This is a genomic window from Variovorax sp. OK605 (genome assembly GCF_900115445.1).
In the GTDB taxonomy this organism is placed as follows: domain Bacteria; phylum Pseudomonadota; class Gammaproteobacteria; order Burkholderiales; family Burkholderiaceae_C; genus Variovorax.
In genome coordinates this window covers 113480-130036 of sequence record NZ_FOWL01000002.1, presented here as the reverse complement: position 1 = coordinate 130036, position 16557 = coordinate 113480, and the positions used below count along the sequence as shown (strand labels likewise).

Below are 16557 nucleotides of genomic sequence, written 5' to 3'. Positions count from 1 at the left end.
CATCGCGGCAAGCCCGGAGCCTTGCTGCCCCGCGCTCAGTAACCCGCCGCCACGCCGTCGCGGCGCGGGTCGCTGGCGGCCACGTAGCCTTCGACCGAAGGCTCGCCCGCGCGCCAGATGAACTGGCCGGCGCCGAAGTCCTGGTACGAGTCGTTGATCACCTCCAGGTGATGGCCCAGCTCGCGCAGGCCCTGCAGCGTGTTCGCGTTCATCGCGGCCTCGACGTTGATCTCCAGGCCCGCGTTGAAGCGCCAGCGCGGCGCGTCGCAGGCGGCCTGCGGGTTCTGCTTGTAGTCGAGCATGCGCACCAGCGTCTGCATGTGGCCCTGCGGCTGCATGTTGCCGCCCATCACGCCGAAGCTCATCACCGGCTGGCCGTCCTTGGTGAGGAAGGCCGGGATGATGGTGTGGAACGGGCGCTTGCCCGGTGCCACCACGTTCGGGCTCTCGGCCTTCAGGCTGAAGCCGTGGCCGCGGTTCTGCAGGCTGATGCCGAATTCGGGCTCCACGCAACCCGAGCCGAAGCCCATGTAGTTGCTCTGGATGAAGCTCACCATCATGCCGCTCTCGTCCGCGGCCGTGAGGTAGATGGTGCCGCCCTTGACCGGGTTGCCGGCCTTGAAGTCCTGCGCCTTCTTCACGTCGATGAGGCGCGCGCGCGAGGCCAGGTAGGCGTCGTCGAGCATCTGCTCGGTCGTCACCTCCATGGTGTTGCGCTCCGACACGTAGCGGTACACGTCGGCAAAGGCCAGCTTCATCGCCTCGATCTGCAGATGCTGCGACTCCACCGAGTCGACCGGCAGCGAGGCAATGTCGAACTTCTCGAGAATGCCCAGCGCGATCAGCGCGGCAATGCCCTGGCCGTTGGGCGGGATCTCGTGCAGCGTGTGGCCGCGGTAGTCGCGCGAGATCGGCTTGACCCACTCGGGCTGGTAGGCCGCGAGGTCGGCCACGGTGAGCGCGCCGCCCTGCTCGGCCGAGAACTTGGCCAGCGCCTCGGCGATCTCGCCGCTGTAGTAGGCCTCGCCCTTGGTGCGGGCAATGGCCTTCAGCGCGCGCGCGGCGGCCGCGAAGCGGAACAGGTCGCCCACCTCGGGCGCGCGGCCCCACGGCAGGAAGGCCTGCGCGAAGCCGGGCTGCGACTTCAGGATCGGCGTGGCCGCGGCCCACTTGCCCTGCACCACCGGCGGCACCAGGTAGCCGCGCTCGGCGATGTCGATCGCCGGCGCCATCAGGTCGGCGAACGGCAGCTTGCCGAAGCGCTCGCTCATCGCGACCCAGCCGCGCACCGCGCCCGGCACCGTGACCGAGTCGATGCCGCGCATCGGCGGATTGGCGGCGTCGGCGCCGTACTTGGCCTTGAAGTACTCGGGCGTCCAGGCCTTGGGCGCCGGGCCCGAGGCGTTCAGGCCGTGCAGTTCCTTGCCGTCCCACAGGATGCAGAAGGCGTCGCTGCCCAGGCCGTTGCTCACCGGCTCCACCAGCGTCATCACCGCCGCCGTGGCGATGGCCGCGTCGACCGCGTTGCCGCCCTGCTGCAGGATGCGCAGGCCGGCCTGCGAGGCCAGCGGGTGCGAGGTCGACACCACGTTGCGCGCGAAGATCGGGATGCGCGTGGAAAGGTAGGGGTTGTTGAAGTCGAAGTTCATGTCAGCGGCTCTGCTTCATTCGTTGGTGATCTTGCGGTCGACGACGATCTTTTTCCACTTGGCCGCATCGACGGCGACCATCTTCGCGAACTGGTCGGGGGTGCCCGGCGTCGCGGGCTCGATACCCAGGCGCGCGAGCTTTTCCTTCACCTCGGGATCGGCCAGTGCTTCGTTCGCGGCCTTGTTCACGCGCGCCACGACGTCGGCCGGCAGGTTCTTCGGACCGTAGAAGCCGAACCACGTGTTCGACTCGTAGCCCGGCAGCGTGTCGGCGATGGGCGGCAGCTCGGGCGCCAGCGGGCTGCGCTTGAGCGAAGTGACGCCCAGCGCGCGCAGGCGGCCGTCGCGCACGTGCGGCATGCCGGTGGGCAGCGAGTCGAACAGCACGTCGACCTTGCCGCTGATCAGGTCGGGAATGGCCAGCGCCGTGCCCTTGTACGGAATGTGCGTGACGAACACGCCGGCCTGCGCCTTGAACAGCTCGGCCGTGAGCTGCACGATGGTGCCGTTGCCGCTCGACGCGTAGTTGAGCTTGCCGGGGTTCTTCTTGGCGTAGTCGATCCACTCGCGCACCGTCTTGGCGGGCGAGTTCACGGGCACCAGCATGATGCTGGCCGCGTCGCCCACGTGCGCGATGGGCGTGAAGTCGCGCACCGTGTCGTAGGGCAGCTTGCTGACGGCCGGGCCGATGGAGTGCGTGCTGGTGGTGGCCAGCAGGATCGTGTAGCCGTCGGGCGCGGCCTTGGCGGCCTGGTCGGAGCCGATGGCGCCGCCGGCACCGGGCTTGTTGTCGACCACCAGCGTGGTGCCGAGCTTCTCGCCCATCTTCTGGCCCAGCGTGCGGGCGAAGAGGTCGGTGGCGCCGGCCGCCGGGAACGGCACGATCAGCCGGATGGGCTTGTTCGGGTAGCCCTGGGCCAGGCTGGCGGACGACGCTGCCATGCCAAGCGCAACGGCGAGCACCTGGAGGAACTGGTTTCTTTTCATGTGCAGGATTCTGAGCGTCTGGAGGGAAAAACGGATGCTATTCAGCGTCGGCGCATCAAACCAGATAATTCAGCTTATTCAACTATCAACGCTGTTTATGACACGCACCGCCACGGAAGAGATCTCGCTGCAGCAGTTGCGCGCCCTGGCGGCCGTGGCCGAAACAGGCAGCTTCACGCTGGCGGCCGAGGCGCTTCAACTGACCCAGCCTGCCATCAGCCACCTGATCAAGCGCATGGAGGAAGAACTGGCGCAGCCGCTGGTGGTGCGCGGGCGGCGCATCCGCATGACCGGCGCGGGCCAGATGATGGTCGACACGGCCGTGCGGGCGCTGCGTCTCATCGACGAATCGGTCGGCGCCTGCCGTTCGCAGTCGCAGCTGCGCGAGGGCCGCGTGGTGCTGGCGGTGGGCCACCTCACCGCGGGTGCCCTGCTGCCGCCGCTGCTCGGGCGTTTCTCGCAGCAACACCCGACGCTGGCGACCACGCTGCTCGACAGCACGGCCGAGCAGATGATTTCGCGCGTGCTGTCGCAGGAGGCCGACCTGGGCTTCGGCTCGGACATCGGCCAGAAGCATTCGGAACTGGCCACCGAGCCCCTGTTCTCCGAACGCATGGCCTTGTTCGTGCGCGACGACCATCCGCTGGCGCAGCGCGTGGTGGTCGATGCGCGGCACCTGGAGTCGCAGCCCTTCATCCATGTGAACCCCGACGCCAATGTCTGGCGCGCCGTGAGCCGCCAGCTGTCGAGCATGGCCAATGTGTACCCGCGCGTGGTGCACCACGTGTCGATGCTGTCGACGGCCTTCGGGTTGATCCAGGCGGGCGCGGGCGTGGCGCTGCTGCCGCGCTACGTCGAGGTGCTGATGCCGGCCAACCTGCGCGCGGTGGCCGTCACGCGGCCCATCCTGGAATACCCCGTGGTCGCGGTGCGGCTGGCCAAGCATCCGTTGAGTCCGGCGGCCCTGGCCTTTCTGGCGATGGCGCGTCAGCACATGAAGCCGCCGCGTGCCGGCAAGCCTTGAGTTGGCCGTGCGTGCGCCGTTCGCAAACAAAAACGGCGCCCGAAGGCGCCGTTTTCACTGAAGAGCCCGAGGCTCGGATCACTCCTCGACGAAGGCCTCTTCGCGCTTCGACTTCACGGCCGGCAGCAGCACGATGATCAGCAGCAGTGCAGCCGCGGCCAGCAGGCTCGCCGAGATCGGGCGCGTCACGAACACGCTCCAGTCGCCACGCGACAGCAGCAGCGAGCGGCGCAGGTTCTCTTCCATCATCGGGCCCAGGATGAAGCCCAGCAGCAAGGGGGCGGGTTCACAACCGAGCTTGAAGAAGGTGTAGCCCACCAGACCGAAGATGCCCACCATCCAGATGTCGAAGGTGTTGTTGTTGGTCGAGTACACGCCGATCGCGCAGAACAGCACGATCGCCGGGAACAGGTACTTGTACGGCACCGACAGCAGCTTGATCCACATGCCGATCAGCGGCAGGTTCAGGATGATCAGCATCGCGTTGCCGATCCACATCGAGGCGATCAGGCCCCAGAACAGTTCCGGGTTGCTGGTCATCACCTGCGGGCCGGGCTGGATGTTGTGGATCGTCATGGCACCCACCATCAGCGCCATCACGGCGTTGGGCGGAATGCCCAGCGTCAGCAACGGGATGAAGGAGGTCTGCGCGCCGGCGTTGTTGGCCGACTCGGGAGCCGCCACGCCGCGGATGTTGCCCTTGCCGAAGGGCACTTCGCCCGGCTTCAGCTTGGTCTTCTTCTCGATCGTGTAGGCCGCGAAAGCTGCCAGCAACGCGCCGCCACCGGGCAGGATGCCCAGGGCCGAACCCAGCGCCGTGCCACGCAGGACTGCAGGCGTCATGCGCTTGAAGTCTTCCTTGGTCGGGAACAGGCCCGAGACCTTGGCGGTGAACACTTCGCGCTCGTCGTCCGGACGCGAGAGGTTGGCAATGATTTCGCCGTAGCCGAACACGCCCATGGCGATGGCCACGAAGCCGATGCCGTCGGTCAGCTCGGGAATGTCGAAGCTGTAGCGCGCCACGCCCGAATTCACGTCGGTACCGACCAGGCCCATCAGCAGACCCAGCACGATCATCGCGATGGCCTTGAGCAGCGAGCCCGAAGCCAGAACCACGGCGCCGATCAGGCCCAGGATCATCAGCGAGAAGTACTCGGCGGGGCCGAACTTGAAGGCCAGTTCGGTCAGCGGCGGTGCGAAGGCGGCCAGGATCAGCGTGCCCACGCAACCCGCGAAGAACGAGCCGAGGCCGGCCGCGGCGAGCGCCGGACCCGCACGGCCCTTGCGCGCCATCTGGTAGCCGTCGATCACGGTCACCACCGACGAAGACTCGCCGGGCAGGTTCACAAGAATCGCGGTGGTGGAGCCGCCGTACTGCGCGCCGTAGTAGATGCCGGCCAGCATGATCAGCGCCGACACGGGCGGCAGCGCGTACGTGGCGGGCAGCAGCATCGCGATGGTCGCGACCGGGCCGATGCCCGGCAGCACGCCGATCAGCGTGCCAAGAATGCAGCCGACCAGGCAGTACAGCAGGTTGGTGAAGGTAAAGGCAACGCCAAAACCCATCGAGAGGTGTTCAAACAATTCCATGATGTGAGTCGCTTGTTTCTCAGCCGGTGATGAAGGTCGGCCAGACCTGGATCTGGAGCTTCAGCGCCCAGATGAAGGCAACGTAGCTGCCCACGGCCAGGACGGTTGCAAGCGCGATGACCTTCTTCAGGTCGAACTCGTTGCCGGCCAGGCTCGAGATGATCACGAGCGCGTAGATGGCGATGATCATTCCCATCGCCGGCACACCCAGGCTCGGCAGGCCGCCGAGCAGGACGCCGAACGCGAGATTGGCGCCCAGGATGTAGACGACCTGCTTCCAGGCCCACTTGCCGATCTTTTCGCCGTCGGTGGTTTCGACGGTCAGGCCGGTGAACATGATCCCCAGGCCGATGACGGCCATCAGGATGCCGAGCATCAACGGGAAATAACCCGGTCCCATTCGGGCACCCGAGCCCACGGTGTAGGTGGTGGCGCCCCATGCGAACGCCACACCCACCACCGTGAACATCAGACCCGAGAAAAAGTCTTTCTGACTCTTGATCTTCACGAACAGTCTCCTCGAACAATTTCGATGCGGGATTGTCGAGTCAGCTTCCGGTCAGCCTGATGTGGATTCCACTAACCGGGGGCCTAGGGATAACCCGAAAGAACTCAAGGGTCCCAATCGGCAATGGGCAGAAGACGAAGGGGTTATTCCAGCGGCGGCGTGGCGCTCAGCACTTCCTCGATGGTCGTCACGCCCTCGGCCACGCGCAGCGCACCGGCCAGCCGCAGCGGCCGCATGCCGTCGATCACGGCCTGGCGGCGCAGCCCGGTCAGGTCAGGCTCCTTGTTCACCTGGGTCTTGAAGGCCTCGCTGATGCTCAGCAGTTCGTACAGCCCCATGCGGCCCATGAAGCCGGTCATGCGGCAGTCGACGCAGCCCACCGGCTTGTAGGCACGCACCGAGCCCGTGATCTGCCAGGGCTTGACGATGGTCTCGAGCTTCTCGCGCGTGATGGTGTCGTCGGGCTGCTTGCAGTTGGGGCACAGCGTGCGCACCAGCCGCTGCGCGAGCACGCCCAGCATCACCGCGTTGATGAGGTACGACGGCACGCCCAGCTCCATCATCCGCGTGATGGCGCTCGGCGCGTCGTTGGTGTGCAGCGTGCTGAACACCAGGTGGCCCGTGAGCGCGGCCTGCACCGCCATCTCGGCCGTGGCCAGGTCGCGGATTTCGCCGACCATGATGATGTCCGGGTCCTGCCGCATCAGCGCGCGCAGGCCCTCGGTGAAGCCGAAGTCGAGCTGCGGCTGCACCTGCGTCTGGTTGAACGCGGGCTCGATCATTTCGATCGGGTCTTCCACCGTGCTCACGTTGACCTCGTCGGTCGCCACGCGCTTCAAGGTGGAGTACAGCGTGGTGGTCTTGCCCGAGCCCGTGGGCCCGGTCACCAGGATGATGCCGTTGGGCCGCGTCACCAGCTGTTCCCAGCGCTGCGCGTCGTGCTGCGCGAAGCCCAGCGCGTCGAGGTCCTTCACCGCGGTGTCGGGGTCGAAGATCCGCATCACCATCTTCTCGCCGAAGGCGGTAGGCAGCGTCGACAGCCGCATTTCGACTTCGTCGCCGCGCATGTTGCGGGTCTTGATGCGGCCGTCGAGCGGGCGGCGTTTTTCCACCACGTCCATGCGGCCCAGCAGCTTGATGCGCGCCACCATCGCGTTCATCACGCCCATGGGCATCTGGTAGGCCGGATGCAGGATGCCGTCGATGCGAAAGCGCACCACGCCCTGCTCGCGGCGCGGCTCCAGGTGAATGTCGCTCGCGCGCTGGTCGAAGGCGTACTGCCACAGCCAGTCGACCACCTGCACCACGCTCTGGTCGTTGGCGTCGAGGTGCTTGCTCTTGCCCAGCTCCACCAACTGCTCGAAGCTCGCGCCGCCGGTGTTGCCGCCGGCTTTCTGCGCCGCGCGCACCGACTTCGCGAGCGAGAAGAACTCGGCCGTGTAGCGCTGGATGTCGGTCGGGCTGGCCACCACGCGGCGCACCGTGCGGCGCGACTGGCGCTCGACCTCGGCGATCCAGTCGGTGAGAAAAGGCTCGGCCGTGGCCACCACCAGCTCGGTGGCCAGCACCTGCACCGGCAGCACCTTGTGGCGCTCGGCATAGGCCGCGCTCATGGACTCGGCCACCTTGCCCACGTCGACCTTCATCGGGTCGATGCGCAGGTACGACAGCCCCGCGCGCCCCGCCAGCCACTGCGTGAGCATTTCGAGATCGAGCGGCTTGCCGTCGTTTTCGCGCGTCATCGCCACATTGGCCAGGCGCACCAGCGGGGCCTGGCGGCTTTCGGCCTGCGCGCAGCGCGCGATGGTGCGCTTGGCTTCGACCGGGGAAATCACGCCGTCGGTGGCGAGCCACTCGATCAGGCGGCGCAGCTCGAGCGGACCTTCGTGGCGCGAAGCCGCGCCGGGGGTGGCGGAAGTGGAAGCAACAGGAACAGCGCTCATGAACCGGAAAGAATTAAGAAATCAGGACTCGGCCACCGCGTCGGCAACAAGGATGCGCGCGCCTGCGGGCGAGGTGCGCCGAGTCTGGATGGTTTGCGCGCGATCGGCAAGCCCACCGGGTGTCATTCGACCCGCCCCGGACCCTGAAACCGGGTCGCGCGTGACACGCCCGCCACACCCCGCGCCATCGCGTTTGCCCGTCCTTTCCCATGCGCGACAAGCACTTAGCGCCGGCGCGCCGCACGGGCGCGCGGTGGCACAGCGATTGCACCCTGTGCAGGGATGCGCACCGGCCCGTCCGGCGCTTTGACCGTCCACACGAGCGAAGGGAACGCTATGGTCCAGGTGACATATCCCGGCGTCTACATCCAGGAGCGCGCGAGCGGCGTGCGCACCATCACAGGTGTCGCCACCTCGATCGCCGCCTTCGTCGGCTACACCCGCAAGGGCGTGCCCGACAAGGCCGTGGCGATCACGAGCTTCTCCGACTTCGAGCGCGGCTACGGCGGCCTCGACCACGACAGCCCGCTGTCGTACGCGGTGCGGCAGTTCTATGCCAACGGCGGCAGCCAGGCACTGGTCGTTCGCGTGGCCAGCGGCTTCGCGAGCGCCGCCTTCGTGCTGAGCGACGACACGCCCGCGCCGGTGCTCGACGTCACCGCGGCCAGTCCCGGCAGCTGGGCCAACAGCCTGCGCATCGCCATCGACCGCACCGCCGTGCGCAACCCCGACGCCGAGTTCAACCTCGTGGTGCAGCAACTCGGCAGCGACGGCGTGACCCTGCAGACGCTGGAGACGCACCGCAACCTCAACCTCGACGCCAACTCGCCGCAGTACGCGGTGTCGGTGGTCAACGGCGCCTCGGCCGCCGTCACGCTCGCGCGGCGCGCGCTCGTGTTCGCCGACACCGGCTTCGCGGTCGGCACCGACAGCTCGACGCTGGCCTGGCCCATCAACCCCGCCGCGCGCACCATCACCGGCGTGCTCGACGGCACCACGCCCTTCACGCTGGCCGTGGGCGCGGGCCCCTTCGCCGACCTGGCCGCCGTGATCGCGGCCGTCACCGCCGCCATCACGGCCGCGGGCGTGGTGGGCCTCGCGGCATCCGAAACCGGCGCCGACGGCACGGCGGGCACCGACCACCTGAGGCTGGCCTCGGCCGCCGCGGGCGAGTCGTCGGCCGTCACCATCGGCGGCGGTGGCTTCGGCGGCCTGGCCGCGCTGCTAGGGCTGGGCCTGGCCAACGGCGGGCGCGAGTTCACGGGCAGCGCCGAACACCGGCCCGCCGTGGTGGCCGCGCCGCTGCCCGCGCCCGGCACGCCCGGTGTGGACGGGGTGCGCGCCGGCGCGGTCGAGCTCGTCGGCAGCCCGCTCGCCAAGACCGGCATGCAGGCGCTGCTCGACACCGACCTGTTCAACCTGCTGGTGATCCCCGAGACCTTCGACATGACCGACGCGCAGGCCGCCGCCGTCATCGCCTCGGCGGCCGACCTGTGCGAGAACCGGCGCGCCTTCTACATCCTCGATGCGCCCTCGGGCAAGACGCTCGCCAACATCGCCGCCTGGGCCAACGGCGTCACGCAGACGCGCAACGCGGCCGTGTACTTTCCGCCGGTGCGCATCGTCGATCCGCTGGACGGCCTGCGCCCGCGCGCCATGCCGCCCTCGGGCACGCTGGCCGGCGTGTACGCGCGCACCGACGCCACGCGCGGCGTGTGGAAGGCGCCGGCCGGCACCGACGCCACGCTCAACGGCGTGATCGACCTGGGCCTGCCCGTGAGCGACCTGGAGAACGGCAACCTCAACCCGCACGGCATCAACGTGCTGCGCAGCTTCCCGGCGTACGGCCGCGTGGTCTGGGGCGCGCGCACCACGCGCGGCGCCGACGCGCAGGCCGACGAGTACAAGTACGTGCCCATCCGCCGCCTCGCGCTCTTCCTGGAGGAGAGCCTGTACCGCGGCACGCAGTGGGTGGTGTTCGAGCCCAACGACGAGCCGCTGTGGGCGCAGATCCGGCTGAACCTGGGCGTGTTCATGAACGGCCTGTTCCGCCAGGGCGCCTTCCAGGGCTCGACGCCGCAGGAGGCCTACTTCGTCAAGTGCGACAAGGAGACCACCACGCAGGCCGACCGCAACCTCGGCATCGTGAACATCGAGGTGGGCTTCGCCCCGTTGAAGCCGGCCGAGTTCGTGGTCATCACGATCCAGCAAGTCATCGGCGACCTGTCCTGATCCAACTGAAGGGAGCTGAACATGCCCAAAGGTTTCATCGTCAACGCCCACCGCGTCGACCCCTACAAGAACTTCAAGTTCCAGCTCATGTGGGACGGCCGCGTGGTGCTGGGCATCAGCAAGGTCGGCGCGCTCAAGCGCACCACCGACGTGGTCAAGCACCGCGAGGGCGGCGACAACAGCACCGACCGCAAGTCGCCCGGGCGCACCACCTACGACGCCATCACGCTGGAGCGCGGCATCACGCACGACCTGGAGTTCGAGAAGTGGGCCAACCTGGTCCACCCCATCACCGACGCCGGCATGGACCTGAAGAACTTCCGCAAGGACGTGGTGCTGCTCATGAACAACGAACGCGGCCAGACCGTGAAGCGCTACAAGATCTACCGCGCCTGGGTCAGCGAGTACACCGCCGTGCCCGACCTCGACTCGAACGCCAACGCCATCGCGATCGAGCACCTGAAGCTGGAGACCGAGGGCTGGGAGCGCGACATCGACTCGCCCGAACCCGACGAGACCGGCGCGGTGCCGCAACCGGCGGGCTGATCTCCCGTGCCGCTGCACCATGGACGCCACGCCATGCCCACACCGTCGATCTCGCTGCGGGCGTTCGGACGTGCCGAAGACCTGGACATCGCCCTGGACGTCGACCTGCTGCAGGCCGACCGGCCCGCGCTGGTGACGGCGCTGCTCGACTGCTGCGGCGGCAAGAGCAATGCGGCGTTCTGGTGGTCGCGCCCGGTGGGCGTGCGCATCGGCGCGCTGCTGCGGCTGGTGGCGCTGACGGAAGAGACCGACACGCTGGGCGTGGTGCTGCGCTGCGTGCAGGCGGATTGCGGCGAGCGCTTCGAGGTCGAACTGCCGCTCGCCGAACTGATGGCGCGCGCGCCCGCCGAACGCGATGCGCGCGGCGAACACCTGCGCATCGCCCTGCCCGGCGGCCGCTTCGCCACCCTGCGCCTGCCCACCGGCGACGACCTGCGCGACTGGCGCACCCGGCCGCATGCGAGCACCGCCGACGCCGTGGCCGCCGTGATCGACACGCTGCGCCTGGACGGCGACCTGCAGCCCGGCGACGCGGCCGCGCTGGCCGAAGCCATTGCCGCGCACGACCCGCTGGTGGCCTTCAGCGTGGCCAGCACCTGCCCGGCCTGCGGGGCCGAAGACGAGCTGCCGGTGGACCTCGAAGGGCTGGCGCTGCACAGGCTCGCGCAGCGCCAGCGCGGGCTGCTGCTCGACGTGCACCAGCTGGCCTCGCACTACGGCTGGACCGAGGAACAGGCGCTGGCCGTGCCGCCGCGGCGGCGCGCGCGCTACATCGCGCTGATCGACAACGACGCGGGAGGCGGACTGCCATGACCACGACCACGACCACGAACTACTTCGGCGCGCTGCTGCGGTCCGCGGGGCATCCGGTGGCCGGCGCGGCGAGTGTGGCGGCGGTGCAGCCGTCTGTCCAAGCTGGCGCCGACCTGATGGAGATCGACGCCGAGCGTGAAGCGCAAGCCACCGACGCGGGCACGGCGGTGGTTCGACTGCAGCCGGCGAGCGCACCGGTTCGCCAGGCCGAAGGCGGTGCGGTGCCTTCCACGCATGCGCCGTGGCAACCCAAAGTTCGCGCGCCTTCGCCGCTACCTGCAACCCGTGACGCAGCAGCGCCCACGCCCGACGTCGTCGATCTCTCGCCGCCCTCTCTGCACACCACCGTCCAGGCCGCGCTGGCCTGGGTCGCATCGGACCCGCAGGCGCACGCCGGAGCGGGCACCGCCTCGGCGGTCGATGGCGAGGGCACGGTCGTCCGGCAGCCGGTTCTCGCGCCCGGCATCGAGGAGGTCTCGCAGGATGTCGAAGCCTTCGCTTCGACGGAGGGCGCCATCGACGGCGCCGGCGACGACGACGATGACCGCGGCACCGTGCCACAAGGCCCGTCCAACAACCGCCGCACCGCCCCCGTCCCCAGCGCGGAACGCCGCACACGAGCAGCCCCCGCCGCGCGCGAAGAGCCCATCGAGGTCACCATCGGCGCCATCCACCTGCACGTGGACGCCCCGCCGCCCGCCGCCATCGCGCCCGCGCCCAGCCCGCCCGCCGCGGCGCCGTCGCTGCGCACCCCCGCCCCGCGCTCGGCCCTCTCGCGCCGCGCGCTCTACCGGCTCTGACGCGCCATGGCACTCGTCGACTCCGGCCGGGCCATCGGTGCCGTCACGCGGCTGCTGCAGGACCACCTGATCCGGCGCGGCTTCGACGTGAGCATCGGCAAGCCCGAGGACGCGGCCAGCAACAACGCCAACGCCAAGCTCAACCTCTTCCTCTACGAGACCGGGTTCGACCCGCACCTGCGCAACCACGCGCTGCACACCGGCCAGCCCGCGCCGCTGTGGCTGGTGCTCAAGTACCTGCTGACCGCCTTCGACCGCGTCGAGGACAGCGACAGCGCCGACGCGCACGAGCTGCTGGGCCGCGGCCTGGGCGCATTGCACGAGCTCAACTTTCTCGCGCTCGACGCGGCCGTCGCGCCCGCCGTGGCACAGGCGCTGGAGAACAACCCCGAGCCGCTCAAGCTCAGCTTCGACGACTCCGGCGTGGAGCTGCTCTCCAAGATCATGCAGGGCACCGACGAGCGCTACCGCCTCTCGGTGGCGTTCGAGATGCGCCCCGTGATGATCGTGCCCGGCACCGACCCGGCGTCCTCGCTGCTGGTGGGCGTCAACTACGAGACCACGCCCAACACCATCATCGGCGGCGAGGGCGTGCAGGTCGACGTGCAGCCCACGCTCGGGCCTTCGCTCGATCGCGTCGAGCCCGACGCCTTCGAGGCCGGCGACAGCTTCACGCTGTTCGGCGACGACCTCAACGGCAGCGACCTCGAAGCCGTGCTCGACGGCGTGGTGCTCACCGTCACCGGCCGGCGGCCCGACCGCATGCAGGTCAGGGCCGAGGGCTCGCCCGCCGTCACGCCGGTGGCCGACGGCACCGTCATCTCGGCCGGCGAGCATCCGCTGATCGTGCGACGGCGCCTTTCTCCGACGCGCACGCGCTCCAGCAACCTGGTGGCCGCGCGGCTGCTGCCCACGCTCACCGGCGCGGCCATGGCCGGCGGCGACCTCACGCTCAGCGGCAACCTGCTGGGCACCGACGCCGACGACGTGATCGTCGCGCTGCTGCGCAACGGCGTCGCGGTGCGGCAGTTCGACACCGTCATCGCCTCCGGCGCGCCGGCCGCGCCGCCCTGGCAACGGACCCTGACCGTGCCCGGCGTGGCCGCCGCCGTGGGCGCGGGCGTGTACCGCGTGGTGCTGCGCGTGAACGGCCAGCAGGCGCGCTCCAGCCCGGACGTGACGGTGCCGTGATGACGCAGAACACCCCGCTCAAGGCCAGCGACGCCGACGCCGTGGTGTTCCTGCCCGGCGCGCGCGGCGAAGACCCGCTGGCGCAGCACTGGCTGCGCCAGGTCACGCTGCGGCTGCGGCGCGAGGTGTGCTGGCTGTGGCGCGAGCGGACCGCGCAGGTGGCCCAATCAGCAAGCGATGCAGGCGGCGCGCTGCCGCCGTTCTCCGACCGCGCGCTGGGCACGCTCGACCTGCTGCGCTACGCCAACGACAAGCGCAGCTTCTTCGCCAGCGACGTCACGGCACGCCACCTCGGCGAGCTGATCGCAGCGCCGGCCGCGCCGGTGCGAGCCGGCGGCCCGCGCGGCTCCTTCACGTGGCTGGTGCAGGCGCTCGGCCTCACGCCGCTCGAGCGCTTCGTGCTCGCGATGGCGCTGCTGCCGGTGGTCGACAGCGCGGCCGGCCAGGTGATCGCGGCCTGCCTCAACGACCCGGGCCGCACCGAGCCCACGCTGGCGCTCGCACAGCGCCTGTGGGACGAGCCTGACGACCTCGTGCGCGGTTTCGACGCGGCGCATCCGCTGCTGCGCCACGGCGTGCTGTCGGCGAACGGCGCGGGCTGGCATGCCACGCTGGCGGTCGCGGGGCCGGTCGCGCGCGAGCTGCTGTTCCCCGGCCATGAAGCGCCGGCCTCGCTGCAGGCGGTGCCGCCGTGCAGCGACGTCGCCGCGCCGCCCGGCCTGCGCGTGACCGCGCCCGGCGCGCGCATGAGCCTGCAGCCGCTGGTCGGTGTGGCCGGCGCGCCGCTGGCCGAAGTCGCGGCCGCGGCCTGCGCGCCGGCCGGCGTGCCCGTCGTGCAGCCCAGCCCCGCGCTGGCGCGCGAACACCTGCAGCCCTTGCTGGTCACGGCCTGGCTGCGCGGCTGCGCCGTGTACCTGCCCATCGAACTGCTGGCCGACGGCTGTGCGCACGACGCGCACGACGCCCATGCCGAGCCGCCGCCGCTGCCCGCCCTGCCGCTCACCGTGTTCATCGGCCTGCGCGAGCGCGAGCCGCTGCGCAGCCTCGGGCCGCACGCGCTGCCGCCCGTGGAAGTGCCGCCGATGACGCACGCGGAGCGCCTCGCCTGCTGGCGCGGTGCATTGCCCGGCGTGCGCGACGAGACCCTGCTGGGCGAGGTGGCCCGGCGCTTTCGCTACGAGCGCGAGGCCATCCACCGCGTCGGCGACGAACTCGCGGCGCGCGGCACCGTGCCCACCGCCGAGGCGCTGCTGCAAGCCGCGCGCGCCGACCTCGACCTGGGCGCGCTCGCGCAACCGGTTGTGCCGCGCTTTCGCCTCGACGAACTCATGCTGCCGCCGGAGCAGACCCGCCAGCTCGGCGAGATCGTCGCCGCCATGCGCAACCTCACGCGCGTGCACTACGAATGGGGCACGGCGCGCTCGTGGAACGAGGGCGGCCTCGCGGCCCTGTTTTCCGGCCCGCCCGGCACCGGCAAGACCATGGCGGCCGAGGCCATCGCCAACGAACTCGGCCTGCCGATCTACCGCATCGACCTGTCGCAGGTGGTGAACAAGTACATCGGCGAAACCGAGAAGAACCTGCGCCGCCTGTTCGACGCCGCCGACTCGGCCGACGTGATCCTGTTCTTCGACGAGGCCGACGCCCTCTTCGGCAAGCGCACCGAGGTGAAGGACGCGCACGACCGCTATGCCAACCTCGAGGTGAGCTACCTGCTGGAGCGCATGGAGCGCTTCAAGGGCCTGGCCATCCTCGCCACCAACCGCAAGAAGGACCTCGACGAAGCCTTCCTGCGCCGCCTGCGCTTCGTGCTCGAACTGCCCTTGCCCGGCCCGGCCGAGCGGCTGCGCATCTGGCAGGGTGCGATGCCGGGCGGTGTCGATGCGAGCGCGCTCGACCTGCCTTTTCTCGCGCAGAACTTCGCATTGGCCGGCGGCCATATCCGCGGCATCGTGTTCCAGGCGTGCCTGCAAAGCGCGAACGAAGGAGCGCCGCGTGCGCTGGGCATGCCGGCCGTCATTCGTGCGGTGCACCGCGAGTACGCGAAGCTCGAAAGGGCGCACAGCCTGGACCAGTTCGGTCCGTATGCGTCGCTGGTTGCGGCGCCGAGGAGCCCGGAATGAAAGCCTGTTCTTCGATTCAGCGTCATTCAGGGCGCGATCCCGGCGACGGCGAGCACCGGCAGCGTGCCCTTGTGCGCAGGATGCCGGGTGCTCCCCTGCGCGAAATAAAGGAGGAGGCGAAGCCGGGGGACATTCGTGCAGGGGAGTACCCGGTGTCCTTTGCACACACCCCGAAAGAAGCACGGGAGCCAACGAGATGACCAGACACATCGTCATCGACCGCCTCGACCTCGACCTGCGCGGCATCGACCCCGCCACCGCCCAGGCCGCCGCGCGCCTCCTCGGCCCTGCCCTGTCGCGCGCATTGCAGCAGCGCGACTTCAGCACCCGCTCCATGGACAGACTGGACGCCGGCCGCATCGATTCCCCTGCATCGCCGCAACCCGCGGCGCTCGCCGCCCGCATCGCACGGCAGATCGCGCGGCAAGCCAGCACCCCCCGCGCCGCCAGCACCGCCCGCGCCGCGCCGAAGGCCACGCCATGAACCTGCTGCGCGGCGCCCTCATCGAATACGGCACCGACCTCATCGGCCCGATTCCGAACGTGGTCATCTTCCAGTACAACCCCGAGTCGCTGTCGCGCGTGCTGCAGATCCCGCCGCGCCCGTCGGGCGCCACGCAGCGCGAGACCACGCAGGCCGGCGAGCACACCTTCGAGAAGATCAGCTTCAAGGCCCACTTCAGCGCCGCCAACCTGCTGGCCGACGACAAGGTGCTGGCGCGCACCTTCGGCATCGGGCCGCAACTCAGCGCGCTGGAAAAGATGGTGCTCCCCAGCAGCAAGCTCGCGGGCCTGGTGGGCGCGGCCATCGACGCCATCGGCAGCGCCATCGCGGGCGGCGGCGCGGCGCCGGCGGCCCAGCCCATTCCGCGCGAGAAGTACCCGCGCATCCTCTTCATCTGGGGCCTCACGCGCGTGCTGCCCGTGACCATCGACTCGATGACCATCGGCGAGCTCGAGTACGACGCCGTGCTCAACCCGCTGCGCGCCGAGGTCGACATCTCGCTGAGCGTGATCGCGGTGGACGAGTGCTCCGACGACGTGCTCGCCAAGGGCGCGCTGGCCTTCACCACCATCGCCAAGGAAGCGCAGGCCGTCGCCAACCTGGCCAACACCGTCGACCAGGTGGCCGACCTCATTCCCCTCTAGGA

14 protein-coding genes are annotated in these 16557 nt (G+C 69.7%); 9 read left to right on the top strand and 5 right to left on the bottom strand.

Annotated features, from left to right (window positions below; all coding sequences use genetic code 11):
• Nucleotides 1–35: 35 nt before the first annotated feature.
• Nucleotides 36–1649 carry a gamma-glutamyltransferase family protein gene (locus tag BM013_RS04990; RefSeq protein ID WP_093123638.1) on the bottom strand — a complete coding sequence of 538 codons (1614 nt, stop codon included), beginning with the start codon at nucleotides 1647–1649 and terminating at the stop codon, nucleotides 36–38.
• A 15-nt stretch (nucleotides 1650–1664) separates the two neighbouring features.
• Entirely contained in the window at nucleotides 1665–2636 is a 972-nt protein-coding gene (locus BM013_RS04985) for a Bug family tripartite tricarboxylate transporter substrate binding protein (protein WP_093123636.1), read from the bottom strand.
• 97 nt (nucleotides 2637–2733) lie between these two features.
• Between BM013_RS04985 and BM013_RS04980 the strand changes: the two genes are divergently transcribed.
• Complete coding sequence (locus tag BM013_RS04980) at nucleotides 2734–3660, top strand: LysR family transcriptional regulator (protein ID WP_093123633.1); 927 nt, start codon at nucleotides 2734–2736, stop codon at nucleotides 3658–3660.
• A gap of 78 nt (nucleotides 3661–3738) precedes the next feature.
• Here the strand turns inward: BM013_RS04980 and BM013_RS04975 are convergent, their stop codons facing one another.
• From BM013_RS04975 to BM013_RS04965, 3 genes are all read right to left on the bottom strand, one after another.
• On the bottom strand, nucleotides 3739–5250 hold the full coding sequence (locus BM013_RS04975) for a tripartite tricarboxylate transporter permease (protein WP_093123630.1): 1512 nt from the start codon (nucleotides 5248–5250) through the stop codon (nucleotides 3739–3741).
• 19 nt (nucleotides 5251–5269) lie between these two features.
• Entirely contained in the window at nucleotides 5270–5758 is a 489-nt protein-coding gene (locus BM013_RS04970; RefSeq protein ID WP_093123628.1) for a tripartite tricarboxylate transporter TctB family protein, read from the bottom strand.
• A 143-nt stretch (nucleotides 5759–5901) separates the two neighbouring features.
• Nucleotides 5902–7701, bottom strand: a complete 1800-nt coding sequence (locus BM013_RS04965) for a type IV pilus assembly ATPase TfpB (RefSeq protein WP_093123625.1) — start codon at nucleotides 7699–7701, stop codon at nucleotides 5902–5904.
• A gap of 336 nt (nucleotides 7702–8037) precedes the next feature.
• On the opposite strand from BM013_RS04965, the gene BM013_RS04960 reads away from it, so the two are divergent.
• From BM013_RS04960 to BM013_RS04925, 8 genes are all read left to right on the top strand, one after another.
• The gene (locus BM013_RS04960; RefSeq protein WP_093123623.1) at nucleotides 8038–9933 is read left to right on the top strand and encodes a phage tail sheath family protein; all 1896 of its coding nucleotides are present in this window, start codon (nucleotides 8038–8040) and stop codon (nucleotides 9931–9933) included.
• A 21-nt stretch (nucleotides 9934–9954) separates the two neighbouring features.
• Nucleotides 9955–10479, top strand: a complete 525-nt coding sequence (locus BM013_RS04955) for a phage tail protein (protein ID WP_093123620.1) — start codon at nucleotides 9955–9957, stop codon at nucleotides 10477–10479.
• A 33-nt stretch (nucleotides 10480–10512) separates the two neighbouring features.
• Entirely contained in the window at nucleotides 10513–11292 is a 780-nt protein-coding gene (locus BM013_RS04950; protein ID WP_093123617.1) for a hypothetical protein, read from the top strand.
• Nucleotides 11289–12092, top strand: a complete 804-nt coding sequence (locus tag BM013_RS04945) for a hypothetical protein (protein WP_093123615.1) — start codon at nucleotides 11289–11291, stop codon at nucleotides 12090–12092. Before BM013_RS04950 ends, BM013_RS04945 begins: the two co-directional genes overlap by 4 nt.
• 6 nt (nucleotides 12093–12098) lie before the next feature.
• Complete coding sequence (locus BM013_RS04940) at nucleotides 12099–13283, top strand: Pvc16 family protein (protein WP_093123612.1); 1185 nt, start codon at nucleotides 12099–12101, stop codon at nucleotides 13281–13283.
• Nucleotides 13283–15406: an ATP-binding protein gene (locus BM013_RS04935; RefSeq protein ID WP_093123610.1), complete on the top strand. Its 2124-nt coding sequence runs from the start codon at nucleotides 13283–13285 to the stop codon at nucleotides 15404–15406. The genes BM013_RS04940 and BM013_RS04935 overlap by 1 nt, the downstream gene beginning before the upstream one ends.
• A 196-nt stretch (nucleotides 15407–15602) precedes the next feature.
• Nucleotides 15603–15890 (top strand): hypothetical protein, encoded by a 288-nt coding sequence (locus BM013_RS04930; protein ID WP_093123607.1) that lies wholly within the window; start codon nucleotides 15603–15605, stop codon nucleotides 15888–15890.
• A complete protein-coding gene (locus tag BM013_RS04925) occupies nucleotides 15887–16555 on the top strand; it encodes a hypothetical protein (RefSeq protein WP_093123605.1) in 669 nt (222 codons plus the stop codon). The genes BM013_RS04930 and BM013_RS04925 overlap by 4 nt, the downstream gene beginning before the upstream one ends.
• Nucleotides 16556–16557: the final 2 nt, after the last annotated feature.